At 74.0% G+C, this 20,662-nt stretch carries 16 protein-coding genes and 1 pseudogene; 9 read left to right on the top strand and 8 right to left on the bottom strand.

Features of this window, described 5'->3' with window-relative positions; translation table 11 throughout:
• Positions 1–37: 37 nt before the first annotated feature.
• From cobM to AS857_RS09620, 4 genes are all read right to left on the bottom strand, one after another.
• Positions 38–808 (bottom strand): precorrin-4 C(11)-methyltransferase, encoded by a 771-nt coding sequence (cobM, locus tag AS857_RS09635; RefSeq protein ID WP_058042706.1) that lies wholly within the window; start codon positions 806–808, stop codon positions 38–40.
• Positions 805–2,085, bottom strand: a complete 1,281-nt coding sequence (locus AS857_RS09630) for a bifunctional cobalt-precorrin-7 (C(5))-methyltransferase/cobalt-precorrin-6B (C(15))-methyltransferase (protein ID WP_058042705.1) — start codon at positions 2,083–2,085, stop codon at positions 805–807. The genes cobM and AS857_RS09630 overlap by 4 nt, the downstream gene beginning before the upstream one ends.
• A 258-nt stretch (positions 2,086–2,343) precedes the next feature.
• Positions 2,344–3,027: a PhzF family phenazine biosynthesis protein gene (locus tag AS857_RS09625; RefSeq protein ID WP_058042704.1), complete on the bottom strand. Its 684-nt coding sequence runs from the start codon at positions 3,025–3,027 to the stop codon at positions 2,344–2,346.
• Between the two features lie 6 nt (positions 3,028–3,033).
• Complete coding sequence (locus AS857_RS09620) at positions 3,034–4,527, bottom strand: SDR family NAD(P)-dependent oxidoreductase (RefSeq protein ID WP_058042703.1); 1,494 nt, start codon at positions 4,525–4,527, stop codon at positions 3,034–3,036.
• A 255-nt stretch (positions 4,528–4,782) separates the two neighbouring features.
• Between AS857_RS09620 and AS857_RS09615 the strand changes: the two genes are divergently transcribed.
• Complete coding sequence (locus AS857_RS09615) at positions 4,783–5,025, top strand: chaplin (protein ID WP_058042702.1); 243 nt, start codon at positions 4,783–4,785, stop codon at positions 5,023–5,025.
• A gap of 94 nt (positions 5,026–5,119) precedes the next feature.
• Complete coding sequence (locus AS857_RS39870) at positions 5,120–5,284, top strand: hypothetical protein (protein WP_160330203.1); 165 nt, start codon at positions 5,120–5,122, stop codon at positions 5,282–5,284.
• A gap of 163 nt (positions 5,285–5,447) precedes the next feature.
• Here the strand turns inward: AS857_RS39870 and AS857_RS09610 are convergent, their stop codons facing one another.
• On the bottom strand, positions 5,448–6,254 hold the full coding sequence (locus AS857_RS09610; RefSeq protein ID WP_058042701.1) for a SigB/SigF/SigG family RNA polymerase sigma factor: 807 nt from the start codon (positions 6,252–6,254) through the stop codon (positions 5,448–5,450).
• A 384-nt stretch (positions 6,255–6,638) separates the two neighbouring features.
• Between AS857_RS09610 and AS857_RS09605 the strand changes: the two genes are divergently transcribed.
• The 7 genes and pseudogenes from AS857_RS09605 to AS857_RS09570 all read left to right on the top strand — a co-directional run bounded on the left by AS857_RS09605 (position 6,639) and on the right by AS857_RS09570 (position 16,583).
• Entirely contained in the window at positions 6,639–9,035 is a 2,397-nt protein-coding gene (locus tag AS857_RS09605; RefSeq protein WP_058042700.1) for a phosphoketolase family protein, read from the top strand.
• Positions 9,036–9,178: 143 nt separating this feature from the next.
• Positions 9,179–10,180, top strand: a complete 1,002-nt coding sequence (locus AS857_RS09600) for a LacI family DNA-binding transcriptional regulator (protein WP_058042699.1) — start codon at positions 9,179–9,181, stop codon at positions 10,178–10,180.
• Between the two features lie 55 nt (positions 10,181–10,235).
• Positions 10,236–11,804, top strand: coding sequence for a sugar ABC transporter ATP-binding protein (locus tag AS857_RS09595; protein ID WP_058042698.1), 1,569 nt, complete (start codon positions 10,236–10,238; stop codon positions 11,802–11,804).
• Positions 11,794–13,688, top strand: a pseudogene (locus AS857_RS41175) (ABC transporter permease/substrate-binding protein). The gene AS857_RS09595 and the pseudogene AS857_RS41175 overlap by 11 nt, the downstream one beginning before the upstream one ends.
• Before the next feature lie 25 nt (positions 13,689–13,713).
• Positions 13,714–14,634, top strand: coding sequence for a ribokinase (gene rbsK / locus AS857_RS09580; RefSeq protein WP_107105609.1), 921 nt, complete (start codon positions 13,714–13,716; stop codon positions 14,632–14,634).
• Positions 14,635–14,803: 169 nt separating this feature from the next.
• Positions 14,804–15,268, top strand: a complete 465-nt coding sequence (locus AS857_RS09575; protein ID WP_144440763.1) for a hypothetical protein — start codon at positions 14,804–14,806, stop codon at positions 15,266–15,268.
• Between the two features lie 55 nt (positions 15,269–15,323).
• Entirely contained in the window at positions 15,324–16,583 is a 1,260-nt protein-coding gene (locus AS857_RS09570; protein WP_058042693.1) for a cytochrome P450 family protein, read from the top strand.
• On the opposite strand, the gene AS857_RS09565 is transcribed toward AS857_RS09570, so the two are convergent.
• The 3 genes from AS857_RS09565 to AS857_RS09555 form a co-directional block, all read right to left on the bottom strand.
• A complete protein-coding gene (locus tag AS857_RS09565; protein ID WP_058042692.1) occupies positions 16,537–18,645 on the bottom strand; it encodes a SpoIIE family protein phosphatase in 2,109 nt (702 codons plus the stop codon). The two genes, AS857_RS09570 and AS857_RS09565, sit on opposite strands and share 47 nt — an antisense overlap.
• A 223-nt stretch (positions 18,646–18,868) precedes the next feature.
• Positions 18,869–19,402 carry an ATP-binding protein gene (locus tag AS857_RS09560; protein WP_058042691.1) on the bottom strand — a complete coding sequence of 178 codons (534 nt, stop codon included), beginning with the start codon at positions 19,400–19,402 and terminating at the stop codon, positions 18,869–18,871.
• Between the two features lie 353 nt (positions 19,403–19,755).
• Entirely contained in the window at positions 19,756–20,406 is a 651-nt protein-coding gene (locus AS857_RS09555; RefSeq protein WP_058042690.1) for a DUF4360 domain-containing protein, read from the bottom strand.
• Between the last annotated feature and the right edge of the window lie 256 nt (positions 20,407–20,662).

The raw sequence follows: 20,662 nt of genomic DNA, 5'->3' as shown, positions 1-20,662 counted from the left end.
GGCCACATGATCATTTGGGGGTAAGCATAGGCTGCCCTCAGTTTGCGCAGCGGCCGCCCTGGTCCTGGTCCCGCTCCCGGTCCGCCGAGTAGAGGTAGCTGTCGGGGAACTGCTCCGCGGCCAGCGTGCGGCCCACGACGATGACCGCGGTACGGACCACGCCCGCTTCCTTGATCTTCCCGGCGATGTCGGCGAGCGTGCCGCGCAGGACCAGCTCGTCGGGGCGGCTGGCCATGGCGACGACGGCGGCGGGGCAGTCGGGGCCGTAGTGCGGGAGGAGCTCGGAGACGATCCGCTCGGGGTAGCGCGCGGCCAGGTGCAGGACGAGCAGGGCGCCGCTGCGGCCGAGGGTCGCGAGGTCCTCGCCGGGGGGCATGGGCGTGGCCTGCTGCGAGATGCGCGTGAGGATCACGGTCTGGCCCACCGTCGGCACGGTCAGCTCACGGCCGAGCGCTGCCGCGGCCGCGGCGAAGGCGGGGACGCCCGGCACGATCTCGTACGGGATGCCCGCCGCGTCGAGGCGGCGCATCTGCTCGGCGACGGCGCTGAACACCGAGGGGTCGCCCGAGTGCAGGCGCGCCACGTCGTGGCCCGCCTCGTGGGCGCGGACGAACTCCTCGGTGATCTGGTCCAGGTTCAGCCCGGCCGTGTCCACGAGGCGGGCGTCCGGCGGGCACTCGGCGAGGAGTTCGCGCGGGACGAGGCTGCCCGCGTACAGGCAGACGCCGCAGCGGGCGAGCGTGCGGGCGCCGCGCACCGTAATGAGGTCGGCGGCGCCGGGGCCGGCACCGATGAAGTACACGGTCATGACTGGAAGTTCCCCTCGGGAGCGGTGTGCGGGTCGGGGTCGGTGGGCTTGACCGCTGACCACTGCGTCACCGGCATCGCCTGACGCCAGCCGGTGAAGCCTCCCACGGGGACGGCGTGCGCCACCGCCAGGCGGGTCAGCTCGCCTCCGTGACGCCGGTACCACTCGGTGAGCAGCGCCTCGGATTCGAGGGTGACCGTGTTGGCCACCAGGCGGCCGCCCGGGGGCAGCGCCTCCCAGCAGGCGGCCAGCAGGCCCGGCGCCGTCAGGCCCCCGCCGATGAAGACCGCGTCCGGGGCGGGCAGTTCCGCGAGGGCTGCGGGCGCGGCGCCGGTCACCACGCGGAGGGCCGGGACGCCGAGCGCTTCGGCGTTGCGGGTGATGCGGGGCGCCCTCGCGGGGTCGCGCTCCACGCTGACGGCCCTGCAGGTGCGGTGCGCCCGCATCCATTCGATCGCGATCGAGCCGGAGCCGCCGCCCACGTCCCACAGGAGCTCGCCGGGGGCCGGGGCCAGGGCGGCGAGCGTGGCCGCGCGGACGTGGCGCTTCGTCAGCTGTCCGTCGTGCTCGAAGGCGTCGTCGGGCAGGCCGGGCGTGAGCGGGAGGCGGAGGGCGCCGGGGGTGCGGCGGCAGGCGACGGCGATGACGTTCAGGGCGTCGCCCGGCGGGTGCGGCCAGTCGTCGGCGGTGCCCTCGACGCGGCGCTCGGCCGGGGCGCCGAGCTGCTCCAGGACCGTCATCCGGCTCGGGCCGAAGCCGCGCGAGCGCAGGTGCGCGGCGACCTCGGCCGGGGTGTCCGAGCCCGCGCTGAGGACGAGCAGGTGGCGGCCGTCGTGCAGGGCCGCGGTGAGCGCGGCCAGCGGGCGGCCGACGAGACTGACGACCTCCGCCTCCTCCAGCGGCAGCCCGAGCCGGGCGCACGCGTACGAGACGGAGGACGGGTGCGGGAGCACGCGGAGGGCCGCCGGGCCGGCGGCGTCGGCGAGGGTGCGGCCGATGCCGAAGAACATGGGGTCACCGCTGGCGAGCACGCACACGCGGCGCCCGGCGTGCGCGGCCAGCAGGCCCGGGACGGCGGGGCGCAGCGGGGAGGGCCAGGCGACGCGCTCGGCGGCGCACTCGCCGGGCAGCAGGCCCAGCTGGCGCGGGCCGCCGATGACCACCTCGGCGCCGCGCAGGGCCTCCTGCGAGACGGGGGCGAGGCCGGGCCAGCCGTCGGCGCCGATGCCTACGACGGTGACGACGGGGGCGGGGCTCACGGGCTGACACCTCGGCATTCGCTACGGGCAGGGGCACGGGAACTCTACTGACCAGCACCGAAGCCCGACCATCCGGGCCCCGGCCGGGTGCCCGCCACCCCCTTAGGGCACGGGCGGCGCCCGGCGGCTCGGCACCGCCGGACCACGAGGTGGGGGTTGATCACCGCCGCGACGGAGGAAGCGGGCACATCCCACCACTCGGAAACCGGCGCACCGAAACCCCCGCCGCCACGGCGAACAACCCCCACGACGCGCCCCGGCGGTGCCCGGCAGGCGTCAGGTGTTGATGGTGTGGAGCCCGGTGGGGGCGACCCGGCCTCCCAGGGAGATCGTGCCCTTTCCCTCGTCGCGGGTGTGGATCACCGACGCCCGGCCTTGACTGATCGTCAGATCCCGTTCGAGCGCGGCCGTCAAGGACAGTGCCGCCGCCCCCGTCGCCTCGTCCTCCGTGATGCCGTCACCCCGGCGCGGGAAGCCGCGGGCGCGGACGTGGCCCTTCGTCTCGTCCTGCCAGGCCCAGGCGTAGAGCCAGCCCTCGCCGGGCGGCGGCGACGGGAGGGCGTCGATGTCGGCGGGCGTCGCGTACTGCTGGAGGCGGCGGCCCGTGGCCCAGGTCGCGCGGGCGCGGATCCACGTGACGCCGTCCGCCGTCCGGGACGGCACGTCTCCGGCCGGCGGCCGCAGCACGTCCGCCGCGTACCCGTGCTGCCGCAGCAGCCATGCCACGCCCACCAGCGGGTGCCCGGCGAAGGCCAGACGCCCGCTCGGGGTGTGGATGTCGACGACGCCGCGCCCGGCGTCGTCGACGAACACCGTTTCGCTGAAGCCCAGTTCCGCGGCCAGCCGCTGCCGTTCCGCCGCGTCGGGAACGGCCGGCCCGTCGGCGACGACTCCGAGGGGGTTGCCCCCGGCCGCTCCGTCCGGGCCGCCGGTGAACACTCGCAGGACGTGGACGTCCACGTACGGCTACCAGCCGGCCGGGCTGTAGTCCTTGAGGAAGCAGCCGTAGAGGTCCTCGCCCTGCTCGCCCCGGACGATCGGGTCGTAGACGCGCGCGGCGCCGTCGACCAGGTCGAGGGGGGCGTGGAAGCCGGCCTCGGCGAGCCGGACCTTGTCCGGGTGGGGCCGCTCGTCCGTGATCCAGCCCGTGTCGACGCTGGTCATGAGGATGTTGTCGGTCTGGAACATCTCCTCGGCGCTGGTGCGCGTGAGCATGTTCAGCGCGGCCTTGGCCATGTTGGTGTGCGGGTGGCCCGCGCCCTTGTAGCCGCGGCTGAAGACGCCCTCCATGGCGGAGACGTTCACCACGTACTTGCGGCGCGCAGGCGACGCGGCCATCGTCGGCCGCAGCCGGTTGACCAGGACGAACGGCGCGGTGACGTTGCACAGCTGCACTTCGAGCAGCTCGACGGGGTCGACCTCGCCGACGGCCTGGATCCAGGTGTTGGTGGCGTCCAGGTCGGGGACGAGGCCGCCGGCGTCGATGGCGGTGCCGGCCTCGACGCGGGCGAGGGACGCGGAGCCGCTGGTGAGCGCGAGCTCGGTGAGGGCCTGCGGGGTGAGCTCGTCGTGCTTGCTGCCGGCGGGGGCGGGCAGCGCGGCCTGGGCACCGCTGCCGAAGGCGCCGAAGACCTCCGAGGCGGGCAGCTCGCCGGCGGGCAGCGGGGCGGCCTCGGCGCTGATGAGCTCGCGGTAGGCGGCCGGGGTGCGGCGGACGGTCTGGGCCGCGTTGTTGATCAGGATGTCGAGCGGGCCCTCGGCGCTGACGGAGTCGGCGAGGGCGACGACCTGCGCCGGGTCGCGCAGGTCGATGCCGACGACCTTGAGCCGGTGCAGCCAGTCCGCGCTGTCCTCCATCGCCTTGAAGCGGCGGATGGCGTCGTTGGGGAAGCGCGTGGTGATCGTGGTGTGCGCGCCGTCGCGGAGCAGCCGCAGCGCGATGTACATGCCGATCTTGGCGCGGCCGCCGGTGAGCAGGGCCCGCCGGCCGGTCAGGTCGGTGCGGGCGTCGCGGCGGGCGCGGTTCTCCGCCGCACACGGCTGGCAGAGCTGGTGGTAGAACGCGTCGACCTCGGTGTAGCGGCCCTTGCAGGTGTAGCAGGACCGGGGGCGCTCGAGGATGCCGACGATCTGGGTGGTGGCGGTGGCGGCGAGCGGGATGCCGCGGGTCTCGTCGTCGATCCGGTCGGCGGCACCGGTGGCCGTGGCCTCGGTGACCGACTTGTCGTGGGCGGTCTTGGCGGCCCGGCGCTCCTGGCGGCGGCGCTGCTTGACCGTGCGGTAGATGCCGGACGTGGCCCGGCGGACGGCGATGGCGTCGGGGTGGTCGACGGGCAGCTCGTCGAGCTCCTCGAGCACGCTCAGGCAGATCGCCATGCGCTCGGGGTCGATGCCGGGCCCGTACTCGCCCTCTGCGTCTGCGCCTGCGCGGCTGTCTTCAGTGACCTCGGTGACCGTCATCGCCGCTGTTGTGTCCCAGTTCGTCTGTTCGAATGAAGCTTCCAGGGAACTGTACGTAGACAGCGGTGGTGTCACCAAACCCGCAGGCGCGAGCGTTGCGGCACAGGATACGCACCCGTCCCCCGCGCCGCATGCATCACATACCACTTATTGGGTCTTCCGGGTTAATTATGCCCTTCAGCGCCTATATCGGGCCAATCTCCACAGTTACACCGGACACAATTACCGCTCACCACCCATGAGAAAGGTTTAGCCATGTCGCGTATCGCCAAGGCCGCCGCCCTGACCGTCGCCGCCGGCGTCGCCGTGACGGGCGCTGCCGGAGTCGCCTCCGCAGGTTCCGGAGCGAACGGCGCGGCCGTCGGCTCGCCCGGCGTCATCTCCGGCAACGTCATTCAGGTCCCGATTCAGATCCCGATCAACCTCTGCGGTAACTCGATCGACATCGTCGGTCTCCTGAACCCGACCTTCGGCAACACCTGCATCAACGCCGATTAGTGACCCCCGCGCCCCGGTGGGACCACCGGACCCACCAGCGCGGTAGGCGCGGGAAGGGTTACAGTCAGCCGCCGGAATCCTGACCTGCGCTTTCGTGGCGCCCATCACGTTCTTCGTGGTGGGCGCCACGGTCGTGTCCGGCGTCCTCGCGCCCCTCCCCGCCGTCGTCCGCGGCGGAGCGGCCCGGACGCTGGGCGCCGGGGAGATCGGGTATCTCCACGACGGGCGGGAGGTCGGGGGTCAAGTGCGTATGCCCTGAGGTCATCGCTGGTGCCTGCCTTGTCGGAGGTCCTGGGGGGAAGAGGGAGTCCCGGGGAGAGGGGGCCGGGGGAAAGACGCGGCCCGGGGAAAGGGGTCCCGGGAAGGGGGTCCCGGGGAAATGGGTCCCGGGGAAAGGCGTCCCGGGGAAAGAGGAGACCCGGTCAGCCGGGGGCCGGGGTGCGCTGCGGCGTCCCCGCGGGGCCGAGCTCGTCGCGCAGCCGCGCGCAGGTCCGGCTGAGGATGCGGGATATCTGCATCTGGGATACGCCGAGGCGCGCGCCTATCTGCTTCTGGGTGAGGTTGCCGAAGAAGCGCCAGTACAGGACGTACTTCTCCCGCTCGGGGAGCGCCCTCAGCAGCGGCTTGAGGGACTGGCGGTCGACGACGAGGTCCAGCGCCCGGTCCACGCCGCCGAGGGTGTCGGCGAGCGGGAGGTCGTCGGCGCCCAGGACCGGGTGGTCCAGCGACAGGGTGTTGTGCACGCCCTCGGCGGCCAGGCCCCGGCGCACCTCGTCCTCGGACAGTCCGCACTCCGCGGCGAGCTCGGCCGGGCTCGGCCGGGTCCGGGCGCCGCGCTGGCCGAGGGCGGCCTGGGCGGAGCGCACGGCCGTGCGCAGCTCCTGGTCGCGGCGCGGGATGTGCAGCGACCACGCGTGGTCGCGGATGTGCCGCTTGAGCTCGCCGACGATCGTGGGCACGGCGAAGGTCTCGAAGGCGTGGCCGAGCCGGGGGTCGTACCGGTCCACGGCGTTGACCAGCCCCAGCGCCGCGACCTGCCGCAGGTCCGCGGGGCTCTCGCCGCTGCTGCGGAAGCGCAGGCTGATGCGCTCCGCCATGGGCAGCCAGGCGGCGATGACGTCCTGCCGCAGCCGCTCGCGCTCCGCACCGGCCGGCAGTTCCGCCATGCGGTCGAAGGAATCGGCGGTGTCGGGGGCGTCCCGGTTGCGCCGGCGCATCGTCTGGGCCATGGTCACGGTCCTCCTCGCTCCTGAGCAAAAGGAGTGCCTGCCGGCCGGAAGCACCTTCCGGTAGTTGCGGCTGCCCCCGCGGGGCACCTGCAAACTGGTCGGCGGATCGCCCCGGCCGTGCCGCGGGGCGGTGGCCGGGGGGCCGGCCACGTCCTCCAAGGATCACCCTGCGGGCCCGTTCCCGCGACTCGGAGCGCCGGGGGTGGCACACAGGGTGACGTTGCTCCGGGTGGCGGCGGGACGGCAGGGGCCGGAGGGGTCCGCACGGCGGGCCGGGCGGACCGCAAACTGGCCGGACAGCCCCTACGCGGGGAGGCCGGGGTGCTGGAAGCGTTTCCCGTGCCCGGTGGCGGGTACCCGGCACGCGTCCCGAGGAGGCCGTACATGCCCGAGCACGCCGACCGCACCGCCGGACCGCGACCGGACGGCCCCGCCGACGAGGAACTGGCGGCGCTCGACGCCCACTGGCGCGCGGCGAACTATCTGGCCGCCGGCCAGATCTACCTGCTGAGCAACCCCCTGCTGACCGTGCCCCTGGAGCCCGAGCACATCAAGCCCCGCCTGCTCGGCCACTGGGGCACCTCCCCCGGCCTCAACCTCGTCCACACCCACCTCAACCGCGTCGTCAAGGCGCGCGGGCTGGACGCCGTCTGCATCTGGGGTCCGGGGCACGGCGGGCCGGCCGTCCTCGCGAACTCCTGGCTGGACGGCAGCTACAGCGCGGTCTACCCGGACGTCGGCCGCGACGCCGACGGCATGGAGCGGCTGTTCCGCCAGTTCTCCTTCCCCGGCGGGGTGCCCAGTCACGTCGCCCCCGAGACGCCCGGCTCCCTCCACGAGGGCGGCGAGCTCGGCTACTCCCTCGCCCACGCCTACGGCGCCGCGCTCGACAACCCCGGCCTGCTCGTGGCGTGCGTCATCGGCGACGGCGAGGCGGAGACGGGGCCGCTGGCCACGTCCTGGCACGCGAACAAGTTCCTCGACCCGGTGCACGACGGCGCGGTCCTGCCCGTCCTCCACCTCAACGGCTACAAGATCGACAACCCGGCGGTGCTGTCCCGGCTGCCCGAGGGCGAGCTGGACCGGCTGCTGCGCGGCTACGGCCACGAGCCGATCCACGTCACCGGGGACGATCCGGTGGAGGTGCACCGCGCGCTCGCCCACGCGATGGACCGGGCCCTGGACCACATCGCCCTCGCCCAGCGCGCCGCCCGCGAGGAGGGCGTGGCCGACCGGCCGCACTGGCCGGTGATCGTGCTGCGCACGCCCAAGGGCTGGACCGGCCCGGACGTGGTGGACGGCCTGCCCGTCGAGGGCACCTGGCGCTCCCACCAGGTGCCGCTGGCCGGGGTGCGCGACAACCCCGACCACCTGCGGCAGCTGGAGCGCTGGCTGCGCTCGTACCGGCCGGAGGAGCTCTTCGACGAGGACGGGCGGCCGCGCCCGGAGGTCCTCGCCCACGTACCGGAGGGCGAGCGGCGGCTCGGCGCCAACCCGCACGCCAACGGCGGCCTGCTCACCCGCTCCCTGCCGCTGCCCCCGCTGGAGCACTACGCGGTGCCCGTCGACAAGCCCGGCGCGTCGCTGCACGAGCCGACGCGGGTGCTCGGCGGCCTGCTGGCCCAGATCATGGCCGACACGGCCGGCAGCCGGAACTTCCGCGTCGTCGGGCCGGACGAGACCACCTCCAACCGGCTCGACGCCCTCTACGCGGCCACCGGCAAGGCGTGGCAGGCCGCGGTGCTGCCCGTCGACGAGCACCTCGCCCGCGACGGCCGCGTCATGGAAGTGCTCTCCGAACACCTCTGCCAGGGCTGGCTGGAGGGCTACACCCTCACCGGCCGGCACGGCCTGTTCTCCTGCTACGAGGCGTTCATCCACATCGTGGACTCGATGGTCAACCAGCACATCAAGTGGCTCGGGACCGCGCGCACGCTCCCCTGGCGCCGGCCCGTCCCCTCCCTCAACTACCTTCTGACGTCGCACGTGTGGCGCCAGGACCACAACGGCTTCTCCCACCAGGACCCCGGCTTCGTCGACCACGTCCTCAACAAGAGCCCCGAGGTGGTGCGGGTCTACCTCCCGCCGGACGCCAACACCCTGCTGTCGGTGGCCGATCACGTGCTGCGCAGCCGCGACTACGTCAACGTCGTCGTGGCGGGCAAGCAGCCCTGCTTCGACTGGCTCGGCCTCGACGAGGCCCGCGCGCACTGCGCCCGCGGCGCGGGGATCTGGGAGTGGGCGGGCACGGAGAACGGGGACCGGCCGCCGGACGTCGTCCTGGCCTGCGCCGGCGACGTCCCCACCCAGGAGGTGCTGGCGGCGGCCGACCTGCTCCGCCACGAGCTGCCCCAGCTCGCCGTACGGGTCGTCAACGTCGTCGACATGACACGGCTGTTGCCGCGCGAGGAGCATCCGCACGGGATGAGCGACGCGGAGTACGACGCGCTGTTCACCACGGACCGGCCCGTCGTCTTCGCCTACCACGGCTACCCGTGGCTGATCCACCGCCTCGCCTACCGCCGCACCGGCCACGCCAACCTGCACGTGCGCGGCTACAAGGAGGCGGGCACCACGACCACCCCGTTCGACATGGTCGTCCGCAACGACCTCGACCGCTACCGCCTCGTCATGGACGTCGTCGACCGCGTGCCCGGCCTCGGCGTCCGCGCGGCGTCCGTGCGCCAGGCCATGGCGGACGCCCGCACCCGTCACCACGCGTGGATCCGGGAACACGGGGTGGACATGCCGGAGGTGGCGGACTGGAGCTGGCCGGGGTGACACGACGGCCCATGTGACGTGCACCCGCGTGACGTGCGTCACCCCGGCGAAACCTTGACGGCCCGGGCGTGTAATCGATTACCTGACCGGCACGACAGCGGCACGAAATCGATTGCACATCGGGGACCGGGAGGCGCAGCGCCATGGCGAACATCAAGGACGTCGCCGAGCGGGCCGGCGTCTCCGTCGCCACCGTCTCCCGCGTCCTCAACGGCCGCTCGCCCGTGGCCGAGACCCGCGAGCGCGTGCTGGCCGCCGTGGCCGAGCTGGGCTACCGGCCCAACGTCGTCGCCCGCGCCCTGCGCACCGCCCGGACCCGTACGCTCGGGCTGGTCATCAGCGACCTGCGCAACCCCTTCTTCACCGAACTGGCCGACGCGGTCGAGCAGGAGGCCCGGCGGCTGGGGTACAGCCTGATCATCGGGAACGCCGGCGAGAGCCCGGAGCAGCAGGACGACCACATCCGCACCCTCCTCGACCGGCGCATCGACGGCCTGCTGGTCAGCTCGGCCGGCACCGGCTCGGCCATGCTCGGCGAGGCCGTCGCCGCCGGCACCCCGCTCGTGCTCCTCGACCGCGAGGTGCCGGGCGTCGCCGCCCCGTGCGTACGGGCGGAGGGGCGGGCCGCGCTGACGGAGCTGGCCGCGCACCTTGCGGCGCTGGGGCGGCGCCGGCCGGCCGTCATCGTCGCGCCGGCCGGCACGCCCGTCGGGGACGAGCGCCTGGAGTCCTTCCGCACGGCCCTCGCCGCGCACGGCATCCCCCTGCCGCCCGAGCGCATCGGCTCGTCGCCCGACCTGCGCCCGGAGGGCGGCAGGCAGGTGATGCGGCGGCTGCTGGACCTCGCGGAACCGCCGGACGCCGTGCTGGCCACCGACAACCTGATGGCGCTCGGCGCCCTGGACGAGGTGCGGGCGCGGGGGCTGCGCGTCCCCTCCGACGTGGCACTCGTCGCCTTCGACGACGTGGCGTGGTTCGCCCACCTCGACCCGCCGCTGACCGCCGTCGCCCAGCCGACGCGCGAGCTGGGCCGGGCCGCCGTGCACACGCTGCTGGAGCGGATCGAGGGGCGCGAGGCGCCGTCGGTGCTGCTCCCCGCGCACCTCGTGCGGCGCCGCTCGTGCGGCGAACCACCGACCGACTGACATCGGGCCGACCGACATCGGGCCGACTGACATCAGGACAGGAGAGGGGCAGCGCATGACCGGCGTCGACGACGACGTACCGGGCGGCCGCGAACTGCTGCGGGTCGAAGGCGTCACCAAGTCGTTCCCGGGCGTCCGCGCCCTGGACGGGGTCGACTTGAGCCTCCGCGCGGGAGAGGTGCACGTCCTCCTCGGCGAGAACGGCGCCGGCAAGAGCACGCTGATCAAGATGCTCTCCGGCGTCCACCGGCCCGACGGGGGCCGCATCCTGATGGACGGCCGCGAGGCCGCGGTCCGCTCCGCGCACGACGCGGAACGGCTCGGCATCGCCACCATCCACCAGGAGTTCAACCTCGTCCCCGGACTGACCGTCGCCGAGAACATCTTCCTGGGCCGCCAGCCGCGCACCGCACTCGGGCTGATCGACAAGCGCACCATGCGCGCCCGGGCGGCCGAGCTGCTGCGCCGCGTCCGGCTGGACGTCTCCCCCGCCGCACCGGTCGCCGGGCTCGGCATCGCCCGGCTCCAGATGGTCGAGATCGCCAAGGCCCTGAGCCTGGACGCCCGCGTCCTGATCATGGACGAGCCGACGGCGGTGCTCACCTCCGATGAGGTGGGCACGCTCTTCGCCATCGTGCGCGAGCTGCGCGACAGCGGCGTGGGCGTCATCTTCATCACCCACCACCTGGACGAGATCGCCGCGCTCGGGGACCGGGTGACGGTGCTGCGCGACGGCCGTTCGGTGGCCGAAGTGCCCGCCACGACGGACGAGAACGAGCTGATCCGGCTGATGGTCGGCCGCGACATCGCCGAGCAGTACCCGCGCGAGCGGCCCGCGGAGCCCGGGGCGCCGCTCCTGCGCGTGCGCGGGCTGACCCGCGCACCCGCCTTCAGCGACGTCGGCTTCGACGTCCGGGCCGGGGAGGTCGTGGGCCTCGCGGGACTGGTCGGCGCGGGCCGTACGGAGGTGGCGCGGGCGCTGTTCGGCGTCGACCGCTACGACGCCGGGACCGTCGAGGTCGACGGCCGGGCGCCGGCGCGCGGCGACGTGCGGGCGGCGATGCGGGCCGGGGTCGGCCTCGTCCCCGAGGACCGCAAGGGCCAGGGCCTGCTGCTGGACGCCTCGCTGGGCGACAACCTCACCCTGGCCCGGCTGGAGCAGGACGCCCGGGGCGGGTTCGTCGACCGGCGCGGACAGCGCCGGCGGGCGGCCGAGGTCGCCGAGCGGCTCAAGGTGCGCATGAGCGGGCTGGAGCAGACCGCGCGCACCCTCTCCGGTGGCAACCAGCAGAAGGTCGTCATCGGCAAGTGGCTGCTGGCCGGGGCCCGGCTGCTGATCCTCGACGAGCCGACGCGCGGCGTCGACGTCGGCGCGAAGGTCGAGATCTACCGGCTCGTCAACGAGCTGACGGCGGCGGGCTGCGCGGTGCTGATGATCTCCAGCGACCTGCCCGAGGTGCTCGGCATGAGCGACCGGGTGCTGGTCATGGCCCAGGGCCGGATCGCCGGCGAGCTGTCGGGCGAACGGGCCACGCAGGACGCGGTGATGGAACTGGCCGTCCGGCCGGTGCACACCGGGAACACGTACGAAGCGAGCGCGATGGAGGGCTCCGATGTCGGCTGAGGTGCTGCGGGCGCCCGGGAGCAGTACGGGGCAGTGGTTCACGAGAGCGGTGCTCCGCAACGGCCCGCTGGGCGGCCTGGTCGCCCTGGTCGTGGTGATGGCAGCGCTGTCCCGGGACTTCCTCAACGGGCAGAACCTCCTCAACGTGGGCGTGCAGGCGTCGGTGACGGCGATCCTCGCGTTCGGCGTGACCTTCGTGATCGTGTCGGCGGGCATCGACCTGTCCGTCGGCTCGGTGGCCGCGCTCTCCGCGACCGTCGTCGCCTGGGCGGCGACGAAGGAGGGCCTGCCGGTCTGGGTCGCCGTGCTGCTCGGCCTCGCGGTGGGCGCGGGCGCCGGCCTGCTCTCCGGCGCCCTCGTCGCGTACGGGAGACTTCCCGCCTTCATCGCCACCCTGGCGATGCTCTCGGTCGGCCGCGGCCTGGCCCTCGTGATCTCCGGGGGTTCCCCCATCGCCTTCCCCTCGTCCGTCGGCCGGCTCGGCGACACCCTCGGCGGCCGGCTGCCCGTGCCGGTCCTCGTGACGGTCGCCATGGGGGCGCTCGCTGCGCTGGTCCTGGCCCGTACGTACACCGGCCGCGCGATGTTCGCGATCGGCGGCAACGAGGAGGCGGCCCGGCTCTCGGGCATCGACGTCAAGCGCCGCAAGCTCGTCATCTACGCGCTCTCCGGGCTGTTCGCCGCCGTGGCCGGCATCGTCCTGGCCGCCCGGCTGACCTCCGCGCAGCCGCAGGCGGCCGTCGGCTACGAGCTGGACGCCATCGCCGCCGTCGTGATCGGCGGGGCGAGCCTGTCCGGCGGCTCCGGCAAGGCCTCCGGGACCCTCATCGGCGCGCTGATCCTCGCGGTGCTGCGCAACGGCCTCAACCTGCTGAGCGTGTCGGCGTTCTGGCAGCAGGTCGCCACCGGCCTCGTCATCGCCCTGGCCGTGCTGCTCGACACGCTGCGCCGCCGGAGCGCCCGGTGAGGGGGCGCAGGCTCGCGGCGACGGCGGCTGCGGCGCTCACGGCGGCGCTGGCCCTGTCCGGCTGCGACCGCGGCGGCGGCACCGACCTCGGGCTCGCCCTGTCCACGATGAACAACCCGTTCTTCGTCGGCATCAAGGAGGGTGCCCAGGCGGAGGCGAAGGCCCGCGGACTGAAGATCAACATCACGGACGCGCAGAACGACCCCACCCAGCAGATCAACCAGATGGAGACGTTCACCAGCCAGAACGTCAAGGCGGCCGTCATCAACCCCGTGGACTCCGACGCGGCCGTCCCGGCGGTGGGCGTGGCCAATCGGGCGAAGGTGCCGGTGATCTCCATCGACCGCGGGGTGAACGGCGGCCGGGTCGGCTCGACGATCGCCTCCGACAACGTCGCGGGCGGAAGGCTGGCGGCGCGGACGCTCGCCGAATCCCTCGGCGGCAAGGGGAAGGTGGCCTTCCTGGAGGGGCAGCCGGGGACGTCGGCGGCGCGCGAGCGCGGCAAGGGGTTCGAGGAGGGCATCAGGGCCTACCCGGGCATCGAGGTCGTGGCCCGCCAGCCCGCCGACTTCGACCGCACCAAGGGCATGGACGTGATGGCGAACATGCTCCAGGCGCACCGGGACGTCGCCGGGGTCTTCGCCGCGAACGACGAGATGGCGCTCGGCGCCGCCAAGGCGCTGGGCTCCGCGGCGGGCAAGGGCGTCAAGGTCGTCGCGTTCGACGGCACCCCGGACGGGATCGCCGCCGTGCGCGCGGGCACGCTGACCGCGACCGTCGCCCAGCAGCCGAAGCTGCTGGGGCGGCAGGCCGTGGACTGGGCGGTCAAGGCCTCGAAGGGTGAGAAGCTGCCGGCACGGGTCAAGGTGCCGGTGGTGCTGGTCGACAGGAAGAACGCGGCGGATTTCGATGGGTGACACACAGAGCGAACGGATCGAGCGGATGTACGACGTACTGGTCGTGGGGTCGGCCAACGCGGACCTGACGGTGCGGGTGGACCGCCGGCCCGGGGCGGGCGAGACGGTCCTGGGCACGGATCTGGTCGAATCGGCGGGCGGCAAGGGCGCCAACCAGGCCGCGGCCGCGGCCCGCCTCGGCGCCCGGACGGCCCTGCTGGCCAAGGTCGGTGACGACGCGTTCGGCGAGCTGCTGCTGGAAGGCCAGCGCGAGGCCGGCACGGAGCTGCGGCACGTGCTGGTGGAGGAGGGCGCCCGGACGGGCACGGCGATGATCGTCGTCGGGCCGGACGGCGACAACAGCATCGTGGTCTCGCCGGGTGCGAACGCGCACCTCCTCCCCGAGGAGGTCGAGGCCGCCCGGGAGGTGATCGCCGCGTCGGCGGTCGTCTCGATCCAGCTGGAGATCCCCCCGGCGACCGTACGGGCGGCCGCCGAGACCGCGCGCGAGGCCGGCACGCGGGTCGTGGTCAACCCCTCGCCCGTCCCGGACCGCCTGGACCCCGAACTCCTCGCGGCGGCCGACCCGCTGGTCGTCAACGAGCACGAGGCCCGGCACCTGACGCAGCTCGTGGACGGCTCGCCGCAGGCGTGGGCCCGCTCCCTGCGCGACCAGGGCGCCCGCTCGGTCGTCGTCACCCTCGGCGCCGAGGGTGCGCTGGTCCTGGAGTCGGGGGCCGGGGAAGCGGTGGCGGTGCCCGGCGTCGAGGCCGAGGCCGTGGACACCACGGGCGCCGGCGACGCCTTCACCGGTGCGCTCGCGGCCCGGCTGGCGGCCGGCGCACCGCTGCCCGAGGCCGTCCGCTTCGCGGTGCGCGTCGGCGCGGCGGCCGTGACCCGGCCGGGTGCCCAGCCCTCGTACCCGACACTGGACGAACTGCCGCCGGAGCCGGGACAGTTCACCTGATTCCGGATGCGTGACCTTCACCCGCCGGAATGAACGCCCTTCCCCGGCGGGTGAAGTCTTCGTGACGGGAATTGTGCGGGCGCCATACGCGGGGTGGGGTGAACGCACCAGGAGCGGGTACGTGGGTGCCCGACCCGTCCGTACGAGCCGGAGGTGCCCGATGCGCCCGATGCGCCGCCAAGCCGCCGCCGTGGCCGCCGTTGCCGCCGTGGCGGCCACTGCCGTCGCCGTCGCCCTGCCGTCCCCTCAACCCGCCGCGGCCGCCGGGGAGAAGACCCTCGCGTGGACCGCCGTCCACCGCACCGGCAGCCCGCCCGAGCACCCCAAGGAAGGCGACACCTGGTCCGTCTACGCCGACCTGCAGGGCCCGTCGGGCGAGCCCGCCGGCGACGGCAGCGCCGTCTGCACGGTGGTGCTCCTGCGCTACGAGGGCGTGGTCGCCCAGTGCCGCTACGTGCTGCGGGGCAACGACGGCACCCTGGTCCTGGAGTCCATGGAGAACCGCTTCGGACGGGGACCGTACCGCGCCGATGCGGCCGTCGTCGGCGGCACGGGAGCGTACGCGGGCGCCAAGGGCGAGGTACGGCTCACCATCGACGACCGCCGCACGCTCTACCGCGTACAGCTGCGCTGACCTCGGCGGTCGACCTGGGCAAGGGCCCGTCCTGCACCCGTCCTACGCTCGGACGATGGACACCGCCGACAGCACCGGTACCACCGGCACCGCCGCCCTCCCGCGCCCGTTCGACGCCGCGTTCTTCGCCGACCCCCACCCCGTCCACGCGCGCCTGCGGGCGGCGGGCCCCGTGCACCGGATCGCCCTTCCCGACGGCTCGCCCGTCTGGCTCGTCACCCGCGAGGCCGACGTGCGGGCCGCCCTCACCGACCCGCGGCTGTCGGTGAACAAGGCGCACTCCGGCACCGGTTTCAAGGGCTTCGCCCTGCCGCCCGCCCTGGACGCCAACCTGCTCAACATCGACGCGGCCGACCACCTGAGGCTGCGCCGCCTGGTCTCCCAGGGCTTCACGCCGCGGCGCGTGGCGGAGCTGAACGGGCGCGTCCAGGCCGCGGCGGACCGGCTCGCCGGTGCGCTCGCCGCGCGCATCGCCGCGGACGGAAGCGCCGACCTGGTCGCGGAGTTCGCCGCACCGCTGCCGCTGACCGTCATCGGCGACCTCTTCTGCGTGCCGGAGGCCGGAAGGAAGCCGTTCGCCGCGGACGTGACCACCATGTTCGCGCCCGAGCACCCGGCCCGGGCCGGGGAGGCGGTGGAGCGCATCCACCGCTTCCTGCTGGACCTGGTCGCGGCGCGCAGGGCCGCGCCCGGGGACGACCTGCTGTCCGCTCTGATCGCCGCGCGCGACGAGGGCGACCGGCTCGGCGAGGACGAACTGGTCTCCCTCGCCTTCCTCGTCCTCATGGCGGGCACCGAGAACACCCAGCACCTGATCAGCGGCGGTCTGCTGACCCTGCTCGGGCACCCCGGCCAGCTGGACGAGGTGCGCGCGGACCCGGCGCTGTGGCCGGGCGCCGTCGAGGAGCTGCTGCGTCACGGCCACCCCAATCAGATGGCCGTCCGGCGCTTCCCGGTCGAACCGGTCGCGATCGGGGGCGTCCTGATACCGCAGGGCGACACCGTGCTGCTCTGCCTCGCCTCGGCCCACCGGGATCCGGCCCGTTACCCGGATCCGGACCGCTTCGACATCCACCGCGAGGACAAGGCCCACCTGGCGCTCGGCCAGGGCATGCACTACTGCCTGGGCGCCGCGCTGGCCCGGATGGAGATCCGGATCGCCCTGGCCACGCTGCTGCGCCGCCTGCCGGGCATCGCGCTCGCCGTGCCCGCCGGCGCGCTGCGGTGGCGGCCTTCCTTCCGGTCGCACGCGCTGACGGAGCTTCCGGTCACGGTTGCGGGGCTGCAGGGTCCGGCGGGACGGCGCGGGCGATGAGGAGGGCCACGTCGTCCTGGTCGTTGCCGGAGCGCAGGGACGTCAGGAGGAGGTCGCAGGTTTCCTCCAGGCCTTCGGGGGCGTCGGCCAGGACGGTCAGGAGGGCTTCGAGGCGGGTGTCGATGGACTCGTCGCGGGTCTCCACCAGGCCGTCGGTGTAGAGGACGAGGCGGTCGCCGGGCTTGAGGTCGACGGCCGTGTTCTCGAAGGGGATGCCGCCGACGCCGAGCGGGGCGCCGGCGGGGAGGTCGACGAGGGCCGGGGGGCGGCCCGGGCGCAGGACGACGGGCGGGAGGTGCCCGGCGTTGGCCACGCAGCAGGTGCCGCCCTGCGGGTCGTAGACGGTGTACAGGCACGTGGCGATCATCTGGTCGAGACCACTGGCGGTGCGGTCGAGGTGGCGCAGCACCCGGGCGGGGTCGAGGCCGAGCTGGGCGAGGGTGCGGGCGGCGGTGCGCAGCTGTCCCATGGCGGCCGCGGCGTTGATGCCGCTGCCCATGACGTCGCCGACGACCAGGGCGCTCTTGTCCCCGTCCTGCGGGACGACGTCGAACCAGTCGCCGCCGACCCTGCTGGCGGTGCCGGCGGGCTGGTAGCGGTAGGCGATCTCCAGGCCCTTGGGGTCCTGGGGCCGCTGGGGCAGCAGGGAGCGCTGCAGCGTGAGGGCGGTGGCGCGCTCGCGCTGGTACCAGCGGGCGTTGTCGATGGAGACGGCGGCGCGGGCGGCGAGCTCGGCGGCGAGGGCGGCGTCGGCCTCGTCGAAGGGGCGCGGGTCGGTGAGGCGCTTGAGGTCGAGGGCGCCGAGCACCTCGCCGCGGGCGATGAGCGGCACGGCCATGTAGGAGTGCAGGCCGGCGCGGGCGAGCAGCCGGGCAGCCTCGTCGTCGCGGGCGATGCCCGGCAGGTCCTCGGCGCGCACGTGCGACACCCTGACCGGACGGCCGGTGCGCACGCAGCGCGCGACCAGCCGGTCGGGGTCGTACTTGGCGATCTGCCCGGGCGGGTCGGCCGCCCGCACGGCGTCGGCGACGGACGAGGACTCCGCCCCGCCCGCCGCGGCGACGGCCAGCGCCCGGAAGACGGCGGGCTGCCCGTCCGGGGCGGCGGTGCGGTCGCCGTCGACGACGGTGTCGAGGATGTCGACGGCCGCCACGTCGGCCAGCCGGGGAACCACGACCTCGGCGAGCTCGCGCGCGGTCTGCTCCAGTTCGAGCGTGGTGCCGATCAGCACGGAGGCGTCGGCGATCAGGGCGGTGCGGCGGCGGTCCTCCTTGTTGGCCCGGTGACGGTCGGTGACGTCCACGGCCGACGTGGCGACGCCCAGGACGCTGCCGCCCGGGTCCTCCAGCCGGTAGTAGGAGACGAGCTGGGCCTCTTCGTCCGTGGCGGACCCGCCGGCCCGGCCGATCCTCAGCTCGTCCAGCAGCGGGGTGCCGGTCGCCAGGACCCGGCGCATGGCGCCCTCGATCGCGTCGGCGTCCGCGTGGGGCAGGGCCTCGCGGACGGTGCGGCCCACGCAGGCCGCGGCGGGCAGGCCGTGGAGGCGCTCCAGGGCGGGGTTGACCAGGACGTACCGCAGCTCGGTGTCGAAGACGGCGAGGCCGATCGGGGACTGCTCGACGAGCCGCAGCGACAGGGCGAGGTCCCGCTCGACCCCGCGCAGGACCTCCCGGTCCGTGGCGATGCCGAGGGCGTAGAAGTCGCCGTGCCGGTCCTCCAGGCGCACGTTGCGGAACTCGACCAGCCGGGTGCCGCCGTCCTTGTGCCGCGCGGGGAAGACCACGGCGAACGTCTCTCCCTCGCGCATGACCTCCGCGAACAGCTCCAGCACCGCGCCGACGTCGTCCTCGGCGACCAGCAGCCGGGCCGCGTACTGCCCGAGGGCCTCGGCCGCGCTCCAGCCGAAGAGCTGCTCGGCCTGCGGGCTCCACAGCACGATCCGGCCCTCGCGGTCCAGCACTCCGGCGGCCACGCCCAGGACGTCCAGCAGGCCCCCGGGGACGAGGGCCGGGCGGTCGGCGGGCTGGACGGGCCGGGCCCGGAATGCATCGGTCGCGCCCATCGAGGACCTCCTTCCGCCCGCCGGGGGGTGGTGCGGCGGCCCCGTGCCGGCCGGACCGGCCCACCCGTCCTCGCGCCGCCGTGTTGCCGCAACGACTTCCATGGTCTCTCCGAAACCGGTGGGTGCGCAGCCCGCGGGGCGGGGCGCGCCGGCTGCGGGTTCACAGGTCCGGACCAGTGGCGGTGCGAGGGCGGTACGAGAGGCGCCTCCCGGGCCGGGGGCGCTAGGGGAGGCGGAGGGTGAACCAGACGGTCTTGCCGTTGCCGGAGGCGTGGTGGCCCCACTGGGCGGCGATCTGCTCGACGAGCCACATCCCGCGCCCGTTCTCGCTGTCGGGCCCGGCCTCGTTGCACCGCGGCAGGTGCCCGCCGGCGTCGGTGACCTGGGCGACGAGGTGGCGCTGGCCCCGGCTCAGCACGAGCCGGATGCCCTCGGGCGTCTCCGGGACGTGCAGGACGGCGTTGGTGACGAGCTCCGAGAGCAGGAGGGTGGTGTCCCCGGCCAGCTCGTCCAGGCCCCACTCGGACAGCAGCCGCCGGCAGAACCGGCGCGCGGCCGCGGCGGAGCGCTCCGTCGCCGGGAGGGAGACGGCCTGCGTGGCGTGGGGGGACGCGAGGGCGTGGTGCTGCCGCCGGGCGAGCGGGCTGTGCATGCACAGGGGGATCTGGTGGCCCCAGGGACCGGGGAGCTTCCGCGGGGAGGAGGCCCGGAGGGCGACCGGGTCGGTGGCGCTGATGACGGCGTCAGCCGAATGCAAGGGACTCGCGGTGTCGCGACTGGTTGCAAACATGTGGCTCAAGTGCAATCGGGTGAGCGCGAAGGGCGCTGGACGAGAGCTCGTCCGCGGCGCCGTGACGGTCCTGGGAAGCCGTGCGGGCCGTGGGACTTCGCTGTGTGGTTCCCCCCACAGTCGCCTGCTTTTCGCCAGAGGTCTATACCCTGTTGGTCACGAGTTCCGTGCGGAGTGCGATCACCGCAGGTGGGAGCCGGTGAGTACGGCATAAATTCACGCTGTGGCCCGGTGGACCGGCGGGGGGGCGCCCACCGGCCGGCGGGCCCGCGTCGTTCCGCGGCCCCGCCGGCCCCTGCGCCCTCGTGGCGGACGGGCCGCTACTTTCTCGGGCACTCCTTCCAGGCCAGGTGGTAGATGGTGTTGATGTCACCGTCGGTGGAGTCCATGGTCATGAAGCTGTTGGTCTTGGACGGGTCGGAGGAGCCCGCGTTGACCCGCAGCTCGGTGTTGATGTTGAAGTTGCGCTTCTCGCCGCAGGGGGCCCAGACCAGTGCGGCCACGTCGACGCGGTCGGTGGCCTGCCAGTTGTCCGCGTAGGAGCCGCGGAAGACGTGGGAGCTCGGCGTGGTCGTGGAGGACCCCTGGAAGTAGTACGAGGCCTTCTGGGTGCCGGTCGCCCCGGACTCCAGCTTCGCGTAGCCGCGGTAGTCCGCGCTGGCGATGGCGTAGGTGAAGCCCTGCGGTACGTGCACGATCAGGTTGAGCTGGCAGTTCTTGCGGAAGTCGGTCGGCTTGGACCCGACGCCGACCTGGGCGAGGTAGTCGCTGTAGGTGACCGTGAAGGCCGTGTTGTCGGGCGAGACGGCCACCGCGGCCGTCCCCGCGGGGCAGCCGGAGCCGTTGACCGTGGCGATCTCGATCACGATCTTGTCCGGTGGCGGGCTGACGATGACCGAGGCGTCGTACGTGGATATCGGCGAGGCGAACAGTGCCGCGAGCGCGGCTCCTGCGATAAGGGCGCCGGGCATGGCTCTCCAATCGGTTGTCCTCGAATGAGCGGCTTCATTTCGGGCCGGGACCCGGAGGACGCCGGACCGGAATGAGTGAGAGCGCGGATCGCTAGGGCATGGACATGCCACGCCCCGCATCCGAACGACCCCTGGGGACGGGGAGCGTTCGAATGGTAGGAGGCGCCACCCGAGTCCGCCAGACTCCGCGTCGGACAACCGTTCCCCGGTTTTCCCGTCCGAACGGAGGCCCAGGTGACCGGGGTGGGTGGGAAGC

The sequence above is a fragment of the Streptomyces roseifaciens genome (genome assembly GCF_001445655.1).
GTDB classification, from domain to species: domain Bacteria; phylum Actinomycetota; class Actinomycetes; order Streptomycetales; family Streptomycetaceae; genus Streptomyces; species Streptomyces aureoversilis.
This window is presented reverse-complemented; position numbering and strand designations above follow the sequence as displayed.